The organism is Enterobacter vonholyi, from assembly GCF_040834095.1.
Classification (GTDB): Bacteria; Pseudomonadota; Gammaproteobacteria; order Enterobacterales; family Enterobacteriaceae; genus Enterobacter; species Enterobacter vonholyi.
Window position 1 is genome coordinate 3438859 of sequence record NZ_CP162152.1, and the last position, 18342, is coordinate 3457200.

Genomic DNA, 18342 nt, shown 5'->3' on the forward strand with positions numbered 1-18342 from the left:
TATAGGGACATGACATGGGAATGAAGATGCCTTACTGGTGGCTCTCGTGCTGCCTGATATCTGTGCCCGCTTTCTGCGCAAATCCGGCGGCCACCATCAATACCGGACAGCTTCGCGAAACGCAGGAACTCCCCTCGCTCAACGGCCGCGTCGCACCTGCGGCTGGCAAAGCCGCCCCCGGTTCATTGCAGCTTGGCGATGCCGTTAACCGCGCCGTCACCTGGCACCCGGCCATCAGCGAAGCCGTGGGAAAACTCTACCAGCAGAGCGAAGAGGTAGACGTCGCTAAGTCAAAATACTATCCGCAGATTAATGCCGGCGTGGACAACGGTTATTCTCACGACGGCGACCAGAACGGCTTTACGCCGTCGCTGGTGCTTTCTCTCTCACAGATGCTCTACGACTTTGGCAAAGTGGCAAGCCAGGTACGCGCCGAGAGCGCCGGCGTTGCCCAGCAGCAGGCCAACGTGCTGGTGAGTATCGACACTATCGCCCACGATACCGCCGTCGCCATGGTGCAGGTTCAAACCTGGCAGCAAATGGTTGAGACCGCTAAAGAGCAGCTCGACGCCCTCTCCTCTATCGGCACGCTGACCCGCCAGCGTAACGACGAAGGGGCCACATCGCTCTCTGACGTGGTGCAGACCGATGCCCGAATCGAAGGCGCGCGAGCCCAGCTGATGCAGTACCAGGCCAGCCTGGACAGCGCCCGCGCCACGCTGATGAGCTTTCTCGGCTGGAACAGCCTGAACGCGATAAGCAATGACTTTCCGCAAAAGCTGGGCCGGAGCTGCGACATCGCCGAGCCGGACGACCGTCTGGTTCCCGCCGTTCTCGCCGCCTGGGCGCAGGCTAACGTCGCCCAGGCTAACCTGGACTATGCCGACGCGCAGATGACGCCAACCGTCTCGCTGGAGCCGGAGGTGCGCCACTACATGAACGATCGCTACGCGGGCAGCGACACGCGGGATCGCACCCAGTATTCCGCATGGGTGAAAGTTCAGATGCCGCTTTATCAGGGCGGCGGCCTCACCGCACGGCGTAACGCTGCCGGACACGCGGTGGAGGCGGCGCAGTCCACCATTCAGCGCACGCGTCTTGATGTCCGCCAGAAACTGCTGGAAGCCCGCAGCCAGGTGATGAGCCTGCAAAGCACGCTGCAAATTCAGGGCCGTCAGGAGGCGCTCAGCGCCCGCACCCGCGAACTGTACCAGCAGCAGTATCTTGACCTCGGCTCGCGCCCGCTGCTCGACGTGCTCAACGCCGAACAGGAGGTTTATCAGGCGCGCTTCACCCAGCAGCAGACCCTCGGTCAGCTGCATCAGCTGCAGCTCAACTGCCTGTATAACACCGGACAGCTGCGTCACGCGTTCGATCTTGATAACCGCACCATCCAGACCGTGGAGATCCAGCCATGAAGCAGCGTGATATCCCGCAAGGTGAAAACATGACGGATGAGGCGCTGGCGCAGTGGGCACAGGCCTTTGGTTTTGTTGCCACGCGCTATCGCGTCGCCTGCTCGCCCGGCGCGCTGATTGCAGGCGCACCCTGGCTGAAAGGCAAACCGATGGTGCCCGCCCTCACCCAGCTGGCCCGCGAAGCAGGGCTGTCGTTTCAGCTCCTTACCGACGATCGACAGGCGATCAACAGCTGGCGTCTGCCGGTTGTCGTAGCGATGAATGACGACAGGATCGGCGTGATCGAGCATTTCGACGGGGACGATACGCTGGAAGTCAGCTTTTTCGACGACGAGACCTACACCAATCGGCTGTCGATGACGGCGATGCTGCCCGCTATACGCCACGTTATTGCCCTGCGTCCACTCGCCGCGCTGAAGGACAGCCGCGTGGATGCCTATATCTCCAAATATCGTCCGGACTGGCTCTACCGGCTGGTGATGCGCGATCTCCGCCCCTACAGCTGGGTGATGCTCGCCGCGCTGTTTATCAACGTTCTGTCGCTCTCCGGGATCGTCTTTTCCATGCAGGTCTATGACCGGGTGATCCCCGCCCAGTCCTACCCGACGCTGTACGTCCTGACCATCGGGGTGCTGATTGCCACCCTGTTTGGTTTTGTGCTGCGCGTGGCGCGCGGGCACATTATGGATCTGCTGGGCAAGCGCTCGGATATGCGCGTTTCGGATCGCGTATTCGGCCACGCTCTGCGGCTGCGCAACAGCGCGATCCCCCGCTCCACCGGCAGCTTTATCTCACAGCTGCGCGAGCTGGAGCAGATCCGTGAGATGGTGACCTCGTCCACCATCTCGACAATTGTCGATCTGCCCTTCTTTTTACTGTTCGTGGTGGTGCTGGCGATCATCGCCCCGCAGCTGGCGTGGATCGCCCCGGTCGCGGCGGTGATCATGGTCCTGCCCGGCCTGCTGCTGCAGAAGAAGCTGGCGGAGCTGGCAAAGCAGTCGGCGCATGAATCAACCCTGCGCAACGCGGTGCTGGTGGAGAGCGTGCAGGGCCTGGAGGACATCAAGCTGATGCAGGCGGAAAACCGCTTTTTGCAGCAGTGGAACAGCTATATCCAGATCACCGCAGAATCCGGCCTGCGCACTCGCGAGCTGACGCAGAACCTGATCAGCTGGGGGATGACCATTCAGAGCCTGGTCTACGCCGGGGTGATTGTGGTCGGCGCGCCGATGGTGATCGACGGTACCCTGACCACCGGCTCGGTGGTCGCCGCGTCGATGCTGGCTTCCCGCATGATCGCCCCAATGGCGACGCTGTGCGGCGTGCTGGCGCGCTGGCAGCAGGTCAAAGCCGCAAAAGAGGGGCTGGACAGCATCATGCAGCTTCCCACCGAAAACCAGCGCGAGGAGACGCCGATCCGCCAGGACGTCCTGCGCGGACACTATCTTTTCGAGCAGGCGCAGTTCCGCTATCAGCCGGACGATCCGCGCATGGCGCTGCGCATTAATCGCCTGGAGATAAGGCCGGGAGAAAAAGTGGCGATCCTCGGGCGCAACGGCGCGGGCAAATCAACCCTGCTGCAGGCGATGGCGGGCGGGATGGACCTGGCGGCGGGTGAACTGCGGCTCGACGGCTTCAGCCTGCCGCATCTCGACGTGGCGGACGTGCGGCGCAACGTCGGCTTTATGACTCAGAACGCGCGGCTGTTTTACGGCACCCTGCGCGAAAACATCACCCTCGGCATGCCGCGCGCCACCGACGAAGAAATTTTCGAGGCGCTGGAGCTGACCGGCGCGGCGGGCTTCGTCCAGAAGCTGCCCAAGGGGCTGGACTATCCGATCATGGAAAACGGCGTAGGGCTCTCCGGCGGGCAGCGCCAGTCGATTCTGCTGGCGCGAATGCTCCTGCGCGATCCGAATATTGTGCTGATGGATGAACCCACCGCGTCGCTGGATGAGCACACCGAGCGGGAATTCATCCAGCGCCTGGGCGACTGGCTCGGGCATCGCACCCTGATCGTCGCCACGCACCGCGTACCGGTTCTGGAACTGGTGGAGCGCGTCGTGGTGTTAAAAGAAGGCATGCTGGTGATGGACGCGCCAAAAGCCCAGGCGTTGAGCAACAGCCGTATGCAGCAGCAACAGCAGCAGGCAGCAACCGGACGGGAGTGGAAAAATGAAAATCAGTCAGCGTGACGTGGCGGCAATGGACGATCTGGATAACGCCCTCGACTCCGAAAGCGGCTACACCGGCGCGCGCCGGATCGTGATCTTCTCGCTGCTGATGTTTGTGGTGCTGGGCGTCTGGGCGTGGTTTGGCGTGCTGGATGAGGTGTCAACCGGTTCGGGTAAAGTGATCCCCAGCTCGCGCGAGCAGGTCTTACAGTCTCTCGACGGCGGGATCCTCACCGAGCTGAACGTCCACGAAGGCGATCAGGTGCAGGCCGGACAGGTGCTGGCGCGGCTTGACCCGACGCGTTCTGAGTCGAACGTCGGCGAAAGCGCGGCGCGCTACCGGGCCTCACTGGCCTCCAGCGCCCGCCTGTACGCCGAGGTAAACGATCTGCCGCTGAAATTCCCGCCTTCGCTGGCGAAATGGCCGGATCTGATTGCCGATGAAACGCGGCTGTACAACTCGCGCCGCGCGCAGCTGGAGGATACCCAGCGAGAGCTGCGCGCCGCGTTAGATCTCGCCAATAAGGAGCTGGCCATCACCCAGCGGCTGGTCAAAACCGGGGCCGCCAGCCACGTGGAGGTGCTGCGCCTGCAGCGGCAGAAAAGCGATCTGGAGCTGAAGCTCACCGACGTGCGCTCGCAGTATTACGTCCAGGCGCGCGAGGCGTTATCCAAAGCCAACGCTGAGGTGGATATGGTTTCAGCCATCCTCAAGGGCCGCCAGGATTCCGTCACCCGTCTGACGGTAAAATCCCCGGTGCGCGGGATCGTGAAAAATATCAAGGTGACCACCATCGGCGGGGTGATCCCGCCCAACGGCGAGCTGATGGAGATTGTGCCGGTGGACGATCACCTGCTGATCGAAACTCGCCTGTCGCCGCGCGATATCGCCTTTATCCACCCGAACCAGGAGGCACTGGTCAAAATCACCGCCTACGATTACGCCATTTACGGCGGCCTGCACGGGGTCGTTGAGACGATTTCCCCAGATACCATTCAGGATGAGGCCAAGCCGGAGGTGTTCTATTACAGGGTGTTTATCCGCACCAGTCAGGATTACCTGGTCAATAAGGCGGGCAGGCACTTCTCGATTGTACCGGGGATGATTGCGACGGTGGACATTAAGACCGGAGAGAAAACGGTGCTGGATTATCTGATTAAACCGTTCAACCGGGCGAAAGAGGCGCTAAGGGAGCGATAGCCAATCGCCGGGTGGTACCCGGCCTACATCCCCCCAGGCCCTTGCAAGCGAAGCGCCGCCGGGCATTAAACCGCACGCCAGAACTGGAACCTGCCTCGGAGGATTAATCTTTAGTCATGCATCCCACTTCCCTTCAGCCATCGCCCAGGTAATATTAACCGCAGACAAAACGCACTTGCGCACAGTGCAGGAGTGCATTACTATTCATTCAGCTTCACGGACTGGAGCTCGCCAGCATTATGATTAGTTATTTTCGGGATCAATGGCTTGAGGATTTTTTTCTTTACGGCAGATCGAGCAATGTTATCCCTTCAAATCTGGAAACAGCGCTTGCGAGAAAGCTCGATATCATCAGGGCAGCAACCTCGCACAGGGATTTGCGATCGCCACCGGGTAATATGTATGAAGCATTGAATCCTCCGCTGAAGGGCTATTCCTCCATCCGGGTAAACAGGCAATACAGGCTCGTATTTCGCTGGACAGAGGGTAAAGCAGAAGATCTGTACCTCTCTCCACACAAGTACACGCAACACAAGTGAGGCATCATCTATGACACTTCAACAGGCACTCCGCAAACCCACCACGCCGGGCGACGTGTTGCAGTATGAGTATCTTGAACCGCTCAATCTGAAAATCAGCGATCTGGCGGAGATGCTCAATGTTCACCGCAACACCATCAGCGCGCTGGTCAATAACAATCGCAAGCTTACTGCCGATATGGCGATCAAGCTGGCAAAAGCCTTTGATACCACGATTGAATTCTGGCTGAACTTACAGCTGAACGTTGATATCTGGGAAGCGCAATCTAACGCCAGGACGCAGGAGGAACTAAGCCGTATAAAGACCGTTGCGGACGTCATGGCTAAGCGAAAATCTGGCCAACCGGATGTAGCCTGACCCGAACAGGCGCGGAGATCTTACTCCGCCGGGCGAGGTGCGGCGCTGTTATACACGCCAATATAACGCGCAAATTTCCCAATAAACACACCGGCAAACACGCCGCCGGAGACGATCGCCAGCGCGCTCATGGCAGGCTGCTGCATCGTCTGGGGAGAGACTGCGCTCATCACGCCCAGCACATACTTTACCCCGAACGCCAGCATCATAAACGGCAGCGCGGTGTAGTCCGCCTGGCGGTAAATACTTCTCGGCGCCTCTGCGCGGGTGATAACCGCCTGCTTAATCAGAACATACCCCAGCGCGGCCCCGGCGAGGATCCCCGCCGTCCACAATGCGACTGTCCCGGGGGTTAACGTGCGGTAAACCACCAGATCGTAGATATCCCAGATTAGAAATATTGCCGGAATGATGGCAAGCCTCTCCAGCGAAACGGTGGCAGGCCTGCGGGCTTTAATGCCGGGAGAGATGAGGAAGATAAACAGCACCCACACCCAGACGGGCGTGTGCGTCACAACACCGATCAGAAATTCAAACATGGAGTTCTCCATGGACGATTGCGGCCCGTGCCGCCCTGAACGCGTATTGCGCATAACGGCAAAACCACCGTTATGCGCAGGTCTTTTACAGCGATTTTTTCAGGCGTTGAACCGCTTCCTTCAGCTCTTCATCCGTTGGGGTGACGAATGACATGCGCAGCGTTGAATGGTCTGGCTCATTGCAGTAGAAAAATTCGCCCGGCACAAATACTACGCCGTTACTTAACGTTTTTTCCAGCCAGCGGGTGGTATTACTACCATTTTTCATATTCGCCCACAGGAACATGCCGCCCTTCGGCTTGTGGAAAGACATCACGTCGCCAAGCTCGGCCTCCAGCTCGGTTGCGAACGTCTGGTATTTCTGGCGATAGGCTTCGCGGATCGTTTTAATCTGAGCGGGCAGACGACCGGTTTTCAGGTACTTATACGTCATCAGCTGCGACAGCGTGCTGGTGTGCAGATCGGTGGTTTGCTTAAGGTTCACCACCGCGCGCTTCAGCCATTCCGGTACCACCACCCAGCCCACGCGAGTGCCCGGCGCGAGGATTTTAGAGAAGGTAGAGGTATACACCACGTTCTCTTCGTTGCCGATATCTTTGGCATGAGCAATTAACGGGCGGAAGACTTCATCGGTATAGTTAATTTCGCTATACGGATCGTCTTCGATGATCACGAAGTCATAGCGCTTCGAGAGTTCCACCAGCTGTTTACGACGCGCCTCAGAAAGCGTCACGCCGCCCGGGTTGCCAAACGTCGGGACAATATAGACCGCTTTGATAGTTTTATTTGCCACCAGCACTTCGAGCTCGTCGACCTTCATGCCGTCACCGTCGGTGCCGACGGATTCAAAATTCGCCTGCGCCAGGCCGAATACCTGCAGCGCAGCAAGATAGGTTGGACGCTCGACGACGACAATATCGCCCGGGTTAATCAAAGCACGCGCCAGCACGTCGAGGGACTGCTGTGAACCAGAGGTCACGACCACGTCATCCGCCTTACAGCGAATGCCTCGCCCCTCGCAAATACGCTGAATCTCTTCCCGCAGTCCCGGCACGCCTTCGGTCAGGCCGTACTGAAATGCCTCGCCAAAATGCTGAGATAACACGGCATCAGCGGCAATTTTCAGGCCTTCGTGATCGAACAAGGCCGGATTCGGAATCCCCCCACCGAGCGAAATGACGCCGGCCATTTTGCTATGTTTTAATAATTCACGGATGGCAGATGATTGCAGGCCCTGCGCGCTGCTGGCGAGTTTACTCACAGACATTCTTTGCTTACCTTCTTTTTTTATAGTGTGCCCAATCTTAGCAGAATATGGGCGATAAATTCCGTAAGCTTAGGCAGTTGACGTAAATCCTGACGCCACAATAAATGCACGGGTCTCGGCGCCGGAATATACTCTTCCAGCACCCGCACCAGCCTGCCGCTTTCCAGATCTTCCGCCACCAGCACCTCCGGCTGCAGCAGCAGTCCCGCTCCGGCTCTCGCGGCCATCCGGAGCCCGTAGCCGTCATTACATTTTAAGACCGCATCCCGCTTCCAGCGCACCTCGCCCTCGACGCCCGGCAGCCGCCACTCGTTGCGCGCGGTCCACACGCTGTGGGACAGGCAGAGATGATCCACCAGATCGGCAGGGGTTTGCGGCGTACCGTAGCGTGCCAGGTAGTCCGGCGCGGCGCAGATAACCATCCGGTAAGGGCAGAGGTATTTCGCTACCAGATCGTCGTTGTGAATGTCGCCAATACGAATGGCCAGATCGATACCCTCCTCCACCAGATCCACCATCCGGTTGGTGAGATCCAGCTCGATGCGCACTTCCGGGTAGCATTGTAAAAAAGAGGCCGTAAGCGGCGCGATCGCGCTGCCGCCAAACGAGGTGGGCGCCGTCACGCGCAGGGTCCCGGACGGTGCGGCGCGCAGGCGTTCCACGGCGCTTTCGGCGATCGCGACCTGCTCCAGCACCCGCTTCGCCTCGTCGAAATAGACCCGTCCGGCATCCGTCAGGCTCTGACGGCGCGTGTTACGCTCCAGCAGGCGGGTGCCAAGCTGGGATTCCAGCAGCGCAACGTACTTCCCCACCATCACCGCCGACATCTCGAGCCGTGCTGCCGCAACGGTGAAGCTGCCGCTTTCAACCACCGCAATAAAGGTCTCCATGCTGCGAAGCTTATCCATATTCCAAACCTCTGGTTAGCAATCTTCTAACTTTAGCCTAGTTTATTCGTATTTTAATTTATTAAAGAATGAAGGCTCACAACATAAGGAGTCGGCTATGAAAATCGTCATTATTGGTGCCAGCGGTACGGTCGGTCGTGCGGTAACGGAAGAGCTGAGTCGTCGCCACGAGGTCATCCGCGTCGGCCGCACGCAGGGCGACGAGCAGGTGGATATCACCTCGCAGGCGAGCGTTCAGGCGCTGTTCGAGAAAATCGGTCCGGTGGACGCCATTGTGTCCGCCAGCGGTGGCCTCTACTTTGGCCCGCTCGCGACCATGAAAGATAGCGACTTTAACCAGGGGCTACAGGATAAGCTGCTGGGACAGGTGCGCCTGGCGCTGACCGGCCAGCACTACCTGAACGAAGGCGGCTCGATTACGTTGATAAGCGGGATCGTCGCACACGAGCCGATTGCGCAGGGCGTAAATGCCACCACGGTGAATGCGGCGCTGGAAGGGTTTGTTAGCGCCGCAGCCTGCGAATTGCCGCGCGGGATCCGCATCAATCTGATTAGCCCAACGGTGCTCACCGAATCCGTCGAAACGTACGATGGCTTCTTCCCGGGCTTCGAAAGCGTGCCTGCCGCGACGGTGGCCCAGGCCTACCGCCGCAGCGTGGAAGGCGTGCAGAGCGGGCGGGTATACAAGGTCGGCTACTGAGCCGTGCGCGCGGCGATCGGCACCAGCATCGGGCGTGGAAGCTGCGCTTACCCGGCCTTCAGAAGTGCGGCCTGATGCCATCCCCCCTCTCCCACAGGGAGAGGGAGAAATGCACATCAACCCACAACGCCCCAGACGAGGTTGCCCTTGTGGAACGTTGCGGTACGCGGAGAGATGCGCGCCACGGCTTCGGCGGAACAGGAGGCGTCCACCAGCACAAAGCTGGCGTCATCCTGCGCTTTCGGCCATACGCGATCGCCTTTGTCGTTCAGGGGCAGCACGTCGCCGGTCGCGATACCTAATGCGCGGGAGAGCGTCTGCTCGTTCGGGCGGATGTAGAGCTGGGCGTAGAGATTCGCTTTTTCCAGCATGTCCCCCAGACCGTACGGCGACCAGTGGTCGATCACGCTGTCGGTTCCCGTCATCACAAACACGCCCTTGTCCCGCAGCTGCTTCAGCGGCATATGCAGGGTGCCAATCGGCACGGTGGAGGCGATGGTCACCTGCTGCGCCGCCATGCGGGTGGCGATCTCATCCACCTGCTTTTCGTTAAGCGTCGCCAGCGCAAAGGCGTGGCTGATGGTCAGCTTCCCCTTCAGCTCCGGCGTTTTCTCCACGGTTTCGACCATGTAGTTCACCGCCGCCACCCCCGCCGGGCTGGTCTCGTGCAGGTGAATATCCACTCCTTTGTCGTAGTCCAGCGCAATCTGGAACATCAGGTCGAGAGATTTCTCCATCGCGCCGTCGACGTTGGTCGGGTCCAGCCCGCCCACGTAGTGCGCCCCGGCCTGCATAGCCTCACGCATCAGCTTTTCGGAATGGGACAGCAGCAGCCCGTGCTGCGGGAAGGCGACGATTTCACAGTCAAAGCCGGGCTTACGGCGCGATAAAACCGCCTGCAGGTTTTCAAGATTCTTCAGGCCGGAGGTCGGCTCGATATTGCAGTGGCTGCGGGCTATGGTGGAGCCTTTCGACTGGATCAGATCGATCAGCTTTTCCGCACGCTCCTGGGTGAAGGGCTGAAGCTCCGGCAGCAGCTTCTGTTCCAGGCGGATCATATCCTGAATGGTGGTACCTGCCGGGCGGTTGAGGGAACGCCACGGGCCGCCGTAAAAGGTTTTATCCAGGTGAATGTGCATGTCGCGCATTGCCGGGAGCATCAGCTTGTTGCCCGCGTCGTAGTGCGGCAGCGTGGCGTCGGCGTGGCGCTTGTTATCGCGCAGGCCGACGATCTTCCCGTCTTGAATCTCCAGCGTCTTCAGCTCGGTGCGGGTGCTCGTCGCCACGTTGCCGTCAAAATTAAACCCGGCTTCGAGCAACACGTTGTCCAGATAGTAATGTTTCGCGGTGATATTCACAGGCTTACCGGTCTCGCAGAGTGGCTTTGCGGAGTCAGCAGCATACGCGACGGATCCGGTCGCGCCAAACAGCGCGCAGGCGGTCACCATTTTGCCGCTCTGGCTGATGAATTCACGGCGGCTTTTATTTTCACTCATCTTATCTTCCTTCATTCACAATATGGGTACCGGTTTCTCCGCGCAGCGCGGCGGGCAGGCAGTCCGGCGAGGTGATGATCACGCGCTTGCCGCCGTGATGTAAAAACGCCAGCGAGGCGACGATTTTGGGCAGCATGCTGCCCGCCGGGAAATGACCTTCTTCCATGTAGTGCGTCATCTCCGCTACGTCGACGGTCTCCAGCGCCTGTTGATTTGGCTTACCGAAGTTGACACACACCTTTTCCACGCCGGTGGTAATCACCAGCACGTCGGCGCCGATCTCGCGCGCCAGCAGCGCGGTGGAGAGATCTTTATCAATCACCGCGTCGACGCTCTGGTAATCGCCCTGCGCCGAGCGCACCACGGGAATACCGCCGCCGCCCGCGCCGATCACCACGAAGCCTTTTTGCGTCAGGGTCTTGATCGCATCGGCCTCGACAATGCGCAGCGGCTGCGGAGAGGCCACCACGCGACGATATCCCCGGCCCGAGTCCTCAACAAAGTGCCAGTCCGGGTGCGCGCGCTGCAGCTCGTCGCGCTGCGCCTCGCTGAAGAACGCGCCGATCGGTTTCGTCGGGTGCGTAAAACCAGGATCGTTTTTATCCACTTCCACCTGCGTGACGACCGTGACCGCTTTTTGCTCCCCGCGTGCGGCCAGGCGGTTGTTCAGCGCCTGCTGGATCAGGTAGCCAATGCCGCCCTGGGTGTCCGCCACGCAGTTTGCCAGCGGGGTCAGCGGGAGCCCTTCCCGCTCGTGGGCGATTTCGGCACGGCGCAGATCCAGCCCCACCTGAGGGCCGTTGCCGTGGGTGAGCACGATGTCATAGTCGGAGGCCAGCATTTCCAGCACCGACTCTGCCACCGCTTTCACCGCCTGCGCCTGATGTTCAACCGACTGGCTGGCGTTGTCTTTGATAATGCTGTTGCCGCCGATGGCAACGACCATAAGCTCTTTCATACGTGTTCCTTCGCAACAGTACCCGACGCAGCGCTCGCCGCTTCACGGCTATCCAGCACATGCTTCACCACAAACATGCCGCCCATCATCAGATACGCGGTGACGAACATCAGCGAACTGCCTTCGGCAAAGCCCACCACCGGGGCGTGGATCACCCCGAACAGCGCCAGCAGTGCCCCGCCCGCCGCAGCCACGGCACCGCGCAGCGGTTTGTTGATGATGGCAAAAATGGCGATACAGCCCCACAGCATGCTGGCGAGCGGTGCCCCGTTCCCCAGATGGACTAATCCTTCGTAGTAGATCCCTTTGCTGTGCAGCACGTCGGTACCGATTTTGGCGGCATTCGTGCCCGCCGCTCCCATCACGCTGTTCATCATGGTCAGCGCCCAGTTGGCGATCCACGGGAACAGGCAGATGAAGATCACCGGCACTTCCACCTTCGGCGTTTCCCTCACCACCTGGTTGGCGGTGACCACGCCGATAAACACCAGAATCGGCACGATGGCGGTCATCGGAATGATGGCGAGCATAAATGCCCCCAGCCCGAACAGCGGCACGATGAACATGGTCACGCCGGAGGCCAGCGTGTAGCCGATGCTGGCCCCCATCGCTTTCCAGCCGGGATGGCCGACGTAAACCGTCACCGGGAATGGGTTCCCCATCAGGCAGCCGAGCATGGAGGCCAGACCGTTCGCCAGCATGACTTTACGCGTCGGGTATTCATCCCCCGCCGCGTGGGCGCTTTCGATGTTCTCCAGGTCAAAGATGTAGTTCGCCAGCCCCAGCGGTACGGCAGAGGCAAGATACGGCAGCGCGTGCGGCAGGCCCTGCAGGAAGCCCTCCACATGCACCTGCGGCGGGTTAAAGCCGAAGGATGACATGGACGCTTTAATCGCTTCCGGGCTCTGCAGGCCGGAGATCCACGCCAGTGCGGTACCGGCTATCAGCAACAGCAGGCCGGTAGGAATTCTGGCGAAAATCGGCTTTTTGCCGAACCAGTTGATGAAGATCAGCAGCAGGACGATGAACGATACGGTCGGCGCTTCAAACGCCTGCAGCATCGGGTTCATCGCCAGCAGCAGCAGGCCTAAACCGGACAGGCATGACAGCAGCACGGTGCGCGGGATCATCTTGCGGATGGTTTCGCCCAGGAATGAACCGCCCGCAAGAATCATCGCCTCAACGAAGCACCAGACCAGGCCAATCTGAATAGCGAACTCCGCATCGCCCGTTTGCTGATACACCGGCATCAGCACCAGGAAGGTCACGGTAAAAATTGACGGCGCGCTGGGGCCGGACGGCAGCGCGGTGACGTCCGTGCGCCCGGTCTGGCGCGCCATCTGCATGCCGAACCACGCGTAGCAGATACTCGCGGCCAGCACCGCCAGCCCGAAGGCCGGCGCGATGCGTCCATAAACAATCTCCTTCGGGATGCCGACGACAAAAATGAGCAACCCCATCATGGTCAGCAAATTGGTCAGGTTGTTGGTCATCAACCCGAAATAAGCCGCCCAGTCACCTCTTTTCCACTCCAGCTTCATATTTTTCATGGATGCATGCCTTATAAAAAGTAGCGATCGCGGAAGGTCAACAGCGCCTTTTCAAAACAGCTAAACGGCGGGTGAACGATGCCCGCCCCAATCATGCCGATGCCCGCGTCTTTGTGCGCAATGGCGGTATTGATGACCGGCAGAATGCCGCTGCCAGCGACCTTCGTGATGTCGATGGCGGTCGGAATGCCCATAAACGAGAGCAGTGGAATGGTGACGTTCGGATTTTCGCCGAGGGTGATTTCGCGCATCTGGCGGGAGAAGTCGATGGCTTCCTCCACCGTCCCGCCCACCAGGGCGACAATCGCCGGGGCCGTCGCCATCGCAAAGCCGCCGATGCCGTAGGTTTCGGTAATGGCGCTGTCGCCGATGTCCAGCCCGGAGTCTTCCGGCTTATAGCCCGCGAACATCGGGCCGATCACCTGCTGCGCCGGGCCGGTGAACCACTGCCCCGGAAGCCCCGAAACGCGCAGGCCGAATTCGTAGCCGTTGCGCGCCATGGTGGTAACCACGGTGCTGTATTCAATGCCGTGGGCGGCGTCCAGCGCGGCTTTACACATCGCCATCCACGTCGGGCCGGAGAAGTAGTCGCTGCTGGCAACAAACTCGAACACCTCGCGCTGCTGCTCCACCGGATAGCCCGCCTGAATTAGCCCCGGCGTCAGCGCCTGGATCAGCAGCGTGGTGCCCGCGTTATTGCGGTTGTGGCACTCGTCGCCCATGTGCAGCGCCTGGGCCAGCATCAGGCGCAGGTCGATTTCGCCGATAATCTTCATCGCGTCGCGCAGCATCGGGCCGAGCACGTCGCGCATCCAGTTCAGTCGGTCAATGACGCTCTGGTCGTTGGCCCCCATGCGCAGGATCTTCGCCATCTGCTCGCTAAGGTTGGTGAACGCGCGGTTGCCGTAGGTTTTGTTTTCAACGATGTGCATAAACATCGACGCGGAGGTGACGCCCGCCATGGAGCCCACGCAGTCGTGCTCGTGGCACGGCGAGAAGGCGATCTTCCCGGAGGCGGCAAGTCGCGCCGCGTCGTCCAGATCTTTCGCCAGCCCTTCAAACACCAGCGCCCCGGTGACCGCGCCCTTCATCGCGCCGCACATGTTTTCCCAGGAGACAGGCGGACCGGCGTGCAGAATGGTGGTGCGGGTCATCCCCGGCACAACGTTAATCGCCTGGTCATAGCCCACCAGTACCGGATGAGACTGAATAATGCGCTCAAGGGCGATTTGGTTGGCGGCGGCGATTTTCTCCGCCAGCGGTTTTTCCGCCAGCTGGTCGAGCGCTTCAACGACCTGCATATTGCCCTGCCCCGGCGGCGTCCAGTCGAGCTGGGTCACGGGAACGTGCTGCTTTTTAAGATCGTCGCTGAACATCGCGAGACCCACGTTAATGACGCTCAGCGGCTGGTTAAATAAGGTGGTCATTATGCGTTCTCCCCTTTGCAGACAAATTCGCGTGCCAGTAATCCGGTATTGGTGCTGCTGCTGGCCCAGATGACGCCGGCGTCGGTCAGCAGCTGACACTGCTGCGCCAGCGACTGCGGATCCTGGTCGGTGCCGAGCACGTAGCCGAGGATCTCCAGCGGACGGTTATCGGCCTTCGCGATGGCCTGTGCTTCTTTAATGGCGTCGATCATCACGCCGACCGGATCCTCGTGGGCGCCGAAGCCGAGCACAAAGTCCATCACAATCACCCCGACTTCCGGGTCGCGAGCCTCCTGCAGCAGGCGGCTGATGCGGTTGGTCGGGTCAATCATCGGGTGCGGCTTGCCGTTGGTGAAATCGTCATCGCCAAAATCGAGGAAAGTGTGGGCTTTACTGACGCTGATGTCGCTCAGGCGCTTAGCCGGATCCGGCTGGATGTTGCTGTAAACGTCGTCGAATTTCGCAAGCGCGGCAAACATCGCCTCGTCGCACAGGGTGCCGCCGCAGAACAGGCCGCGAATGTACTTCTGCTGCGGGGTCAGGCGAGCGCGCACCTCTTCAATTAATGGCCAGTTGAGCGGGTGCAGATCGAGGGACTCTTTTTTGATGCCGGTGAGCAGGACGGCCTTCAGCGCCGCCTCTTTGGTGCCGCGCGCGAACTGCAGTCCGTCCTCATCGGCGGGCGGTTCATTGCGACCGAGGAAGCACGCGATCACGGGCTTACGACAGGCGCGCGCGCGGGCCAGCACTTTCTCCGCCACCGCTGGCGCGGGCGGCTTGGAGATCAGCGCAATCACCTCTGTGCCCTCGTCGGCTTCCAGCATGTCGATGGCGTCGAGCATCATCAGGCCGCCGATCTTCTCGCTGAGATCGCGCCCGCCGGTGCCAATCAGCTGCGACACGCCGCCGCCGAATTCATGGATGCGCACGCTTAGCTCCTGGCTGCCGGTGCCGGATGCGCCGACGATACCAATCGGTCCGCGACGCACCGCGTTGGCGAAGCACAGTCCCGCGCCGTTGATGATGGCAGTGCCACAGTCCGGCCCCATCATCAGCAGTCCTTTCCGGTGCGCGAGCTGCTTCAGCGCCAGCTCGTCGTCAAGCGACACGTTATCGGAAAACAGCATCACGTTGAGATCGTTTTCCAGCGCCTGACGCGCTTCGCGGGCGGCGAAGGTACCGTTGACGGAAATGACCGCGAGGTTGCTGTCCGGGCGATGGGTTTTGGCGCTGGCAATCGTCGCGTAGCGCGCTTCATGGGAGCCCGCGCTCTCTTTACGCGTGAACAGCGCTTCAATAGCGGCCAGCGTTTCTTCATTCGCCGCGTCGCCTTTAATGACGATTATCAGGTCACCGTTTTTCGCCTCATTTAATTCCGGCGTTAAAAGCCCGAGGTTTTTTAAAACGCCCTTATTCATTTCCGTTGCCATGGCGACAAAGGCCTGTTCGACGCCCGGCAATTTATTGGCTTTAGTGGAAACGGACATTAACGATACGGAGTCAAAATAGGTGTTCTTTTTAATCACGATTTTCGTTGGCATTATTTGCACCTGTTCGCGGATAAAAGGGGGCCGCCGTCGTGCAAAATGCACGTCGGTAAAAATGTTTTATTTAATTAGCGGCCAGCCGGAACGGGCTGACCGACCGTCTTATGCGCCCGCCGCCAGCAGCAGGTCTGCAATCTCGGTGAAGCCTTTCTCCCGCGCCAGTTCGAGCGGGGTTTTTCCGTATTTGTCGGTCATATGCGGGTTCGCGCCGTGCTCCAGCAGCAGCTTCACGATCTCCTGCTGCTTTGTGCCGCCGTCGTTGAGTACGATGGCTTCCAGCAGCGGCGTCCAGCCGACAAAATTGGTGTGGTTAACGTTGATATCGGTTTTTTCAAGCAGCTCGCGGACGATCTCCACGTGCCCTTTTTCACTGGCTGGCGTAATGCCTACGCCGCCGAAGCGCGTCAGGCGGTCGAGATCCGGGTTCGCGGGTAATACCAGCCGCAGGAGAGTTAAATCGTTCGTCAGGCAGCTAATCAGGAAGGGGTTAAAGCAGGTCTGATCCTGTTTATCAATATCCGCCCCGGCGGCAATTAAGAACTCCACGCAGGCATAATGTTTTTTCAGGCTGGCAATAATAACGGCGGTTCTTTTCTGGCGGTTCGTGGCGTTAATATCCACGCCCTTCTCCAGACAGGCTTTTAGCGCATCGCTATTGCCCTCTTCTGCCGCCAGCAAAAATTCCGTAACCAGTTCAGTTGCAGACATATTCAGACTCCCGATGTTTTTATTTCTGTTGACCTGAGAATAGCAACAGCCTGGTCATAAAAGAATCCGCTTAAAAATGATTCATCGACAGACAATTCATTGTTGAGGTAAATTCAACAAACCGGTCAAAACGTGCGTCTGTGCAACCTTTTTCTTATGTTTCTCCGCTTTTTATCGTTTCTGGCCACATTATGCTTATATCTGAAAAAGCCTTGTATGGCGTGGCATTAATGAAATAGCCAGAACTGTGATCGGCTTCAAATGCGTTGTAACGACGCTGTTAAAATATGTTCAAAACTGATGGCTGAAGGGAGTGAGATATGAATTCCATCTTTACCGAGGAGAACCTGCTGGCCTTTACCACCGCCGCACGCTTCGGCAGCTTCAGCAAAGCCGCCGCCGAACTGGGTGTAACGACCTCCGCCATCAGTTACACCATTAAGCGCATGGAGACCGGGCTGGACGTGGTGCTGTTCGTCCGCAGCACGCGCAGCATTGAGCTGACCGAATCCGGCTTTTACTTTTACCGCAAAGCCACCGACCTGCTTAACGACTTTCACGCCATAAAGCGCGGGATTGATACCATTTCACAGGGCATCGAGGCGCGTGTACGCATCTGTATCAACCAGCTGTTGTATACGCCGCGCCATACCGCGCGGCTGCTACAGGTGCTGAAAAAGCAGTTCCCCACCTGTCAGATCACCGTCACCACCGAGGTCTACAACGGCGTCTGGGACTCCATTATCAACAACCAGGCCAACATCGCGATTGGCGCGCCGGACACGCTGCTCGATGGCGGCGGAATTGACTACACCGAAATCGGCGCCATTCGCTGGGTGTTTGCCATCGCGCCGGAGCACCCGCTGGCGTTCGTTCCGGAACCGATAGCGGAAAGCCAGCTGCGCCTTTATCCCAACATCATGGTGGAAGATACCGCGCACACCATTAACAAAAAGGTCGGCTGGCTGCTGCACGGGCAGGAGGCGATTCTGGTGCCGGACTTTAACACCAAGTGTCAGTGTCAGATCCTGGGAGAAGGGATAGGTTTTTTACCGGAGTATATGGCGCGGGAAGCGGTGGAAGACGGGCTGCTGGTGACGCGGCGTATCAATAACCCGCGTCAGGATTCGCGCATGCTCCTCGCCACGCAGCATGCCGCAACCGGTCAGGTCACGCGCTGGATCAAACAGCAGTTTGGCCCCCAGGGCGTGCTGACCGGGATCTACAGCGACTTACTCTGGCGTACTTAGTTCTTACTCTGAATCCAGAAGGCGTGGATAAGACCCGGGATGTAGCCCAGCAGCGTCAGAATAATGTTGATAATAAACGCCCAGCCAAATCCTTTGCCTAACAGCACGCCCAGCGGCGGCAACAGGATAGTAAAAACAATACGCCAAAAACCCATATCAAAACTCCGTGCAAGCTAATCCATTGAAAATAATAAAGAGAACTCTTTGTAAGCATAGCCAGCTTACCTGTCTGCGCCAGTTTTCTGCCCCGCGTTTACCCTCTTTTACGCTTGTGACGCTGGTTTAATATATCGGATTAGTTT

The 18342-nt window shown here is 59.1% G+C and carries 17 protein-coding genes; 7 read left to right on the forward strand and 10 right to left on the reverse strand.

The window, feature by feature from the left end; all coding sequences use genetic code 11:
- The first annotated feature begins 14 nt into the window (after positions 1-14).
- The 5 genes from AB3N39_RS16095 (at position 15) to AB3N39_RS16115 (ending at position 5690) form a co-directional block, all read left to right on the forward strand.
- Entirely contained in the window at positions 15-1418 is a 1404-nt protein-coding gene (locus AB3N39_RS16095; RefSeq protein WP_111965879.1) for a TolC family outer membrane protein, read from the forward strand.
- Entirely contained in the window at positions 1415-3613 is a 2199-nt protein-coding gene (locus tag AB3N39_RS16100) for a type I secretion system permease/ATPase (RefSeq protein ID WP_133295003.1), read from the forward strand. The genes AB3N39_RS16095 and AB3N39_RS16100 overlap by 4 nt, the downstream gene beginning before the upstream one ends.
- Positions 3614-3623: 10 nt before the next feature.
- Positions 3624-4793, forward strand: coding sequence for an HlyD family efflux transporter periplasmic adaptor subunit (locus AB3N39_RS16105; protein WP_086374946.1), 1170 nt, complete (start codon positions 3624-3626; stop codon positions 4791-4793).
- A gap of 239 nt (positions 4794-5032) precedes the next feature.
- Positions 5033-5332, forward strand: a complete 300-nt coding sequence (locus tag AB3N39_RS16110; RefSeq protein ID WP_063408809.1) for a type II toxin-antitoxin system RelE/ParE family toxin — start codon at positions 5033-5035, stop codon at positions 5330-5332.
- A 10-nt stretch (positions 5333-5342) separates the two neighbouring features.
- Positions 5343-5690, forward strand: a complete 348-nt coding sequence (locus tag AB3N39_RS16115) for a HigA family addiction module antitoxin (protein ID WP_063408808.1) — start codon at positions 5343-5345, stop codon at positions 5688-5690.
- Between the two features lie 20 nt (positions 5691-5710).
- On the opposite strand, the gene AB3N39_RS16120 is transcribed toward AB3N39_RS16115, so the two are convergent.
- From AB3N39_RS16120 to AB3N39_RS16130, 3 genes are all read right to left on the reverse strand, one after another.
- On the reverse strand, positions 5711-6229 hold the full coding sequence (locus AB3N39_RS16120; RefSeq protein ID WP_367896882.1) for a DUF6622 family protein: 519 nt from the start codon (positions 6227-6229) through the stop codon (positions 5711-5713).
- Positions 6230-6314: 85 nt separating this feature from the next.
- Positions 6315-7496 (reverse strand): PLP-dependent aminotransferase family protein, encoded by a 1182-nt coding sequence (locus AB3N39_RS16125; RefSeq protein WP_367896883.1) that lies wholly within the window; start codon positions 7494-7496, stop codon positions 6315-6317.
- Positions 7497-7516: 20 nt separating this feature from the next.
- Positions 7517-8404 (reverse strand): LysR family transcriptional regulator, encoded by an 888-nt coding sequence (locus AB3N39_RS16130; protein WP_367896884.1) that lies wholly within the window; start codon positions 8402-8404, stop codon positions 7517-7519.
- 97 nt (positions 8405-8501) lie between these two features.
- Here AB3N39_RS16130 and AB3N39_RS16135 point away from each other — a divergent pair, with 97 nt between their 5' ends.
- The gene (locus AB3N39_RS16135; protein WP_248175150.1) at positions 8502-9104 is read left to right on the forward strand and encodes a short chain dehydrogenase; all 603 of its coding nucleotides are present in this window, start codon (positions 8502-8504) and stop codon (positions 9102-9104) included.
- Positions 9105-9220: 116 nt separating this feature from the next.
- Here the strand turns inward: AB3N39_RS16135 and AB3N39_RS16140 are convergent, their stop codons facing one another.
- From AB3N39_RS16140 to AB3N39_RS16165, 6 genes are all read right to left on the reverse strand, one after another.
- Positions 9221-10600, reverse strand: a complete 1380-nt coding sequence (locus AB3N39_RS16140) for an amidohydrolase family protein (RefSeq protein WP_367896885.1) — start codon at positions 10598-10600, stop codon at positions 9221-9223.
- 1 nt (position 10601) lies between these two features.
- Positions 10602-11558: a carbamate kinase family protein gene (locus AB3N39_RS16145; RefSeq protein ID WP_367896886.1), complete on the reverse strand. Its 957-nt coding sequence runs from the start codon at positions 11556-11558 to the stop codon at positions 10602-10604.
- Positions 11555-13108, reverse strand: coding sequence for a xanthine permease (locus AB3N39_RS16150; RefSeq protein ID WP_136195156.1), 1554 nt, complete (start codon positions 13106-13108; stop codon positions 11555-11557). Before AB3N39_RS16150 ends, AB3N39_RS16145 begins: the two co-directional genes overlap by 4 nt.
- A gap of 11 nt (positions 13109-13119) precedes the next feature.
- Positions 13120-14535 (reverse strand): DUF1116 domain-containing protein, encoded by a 1416-nt coding sequence (locus AB3N39_RS16155; RefSeq protein WP_172621921.1) that lies wholly within the window; start codon positions 14533-14535, stop codon positions 13120-13122.
- Positions 14535-16076, reverse strand: a complete 1542-nt coding sequence (fdrA, locus tag AB3N39_RS16160) for an acyl-CoA synthetase FdrA (protein ID WP_288462867.1) — start codon at positions 16074-16076, stop codon at positions 14535-14537. Before fdrA ends, AB3N39_RS16155 begins: the two co-directional genes overlap by 1 nt.
- A gap of 108 nt (positions 16077-16184) precedes the next feature.
- On the reverse strand, positions 16185-16790 hold the full coding sequence (locus tag AB3N39_RS16165; protein WP_223580343.1) for an ankyrin repeat domain-containing protein: 606 nt from the start codon (positions 16788-16790) through the stop codon (positions 16185-16187).
- A 320-nt stretch (positions 16791-17110) separates the two neighbouring features.
- On the opposite strand from AB3N39_RS16165, the gene AB3N39_RS16170 reads away from it, so the two are divergent.
- Positions 17111-18040: a LysR substrate-binding domain-containing protein gene (locus AB3N39_RS16170; RefSeq protein WP_367896887.1), complete on the forward strand. Its 930-nt coding sequence runs from the start codon at positions 17111-17113 to the stop codon at positions 18038-18040.
- Here the strand turns inward: AB3N39_RS16170 and AB3N39_RS16175 are convergent.
- On the reverse strand, positions 18037-18195 hold the full coding sequence (locus AB3N39_RS16175; RefSeq protein WP_115876117.1) for a YqaE/Pmp3 family membrane protein: 159 nt from the start codon (positions 18193-18195) through the stop codon (positions 18037-18039). The genes AB3N39_RS16170 and AB3N39_RS16175 overlap by 4 nt on opposite strands.
- Between the last annotated feature and the right edge of the window lie 147 nt (positions 18196-18342).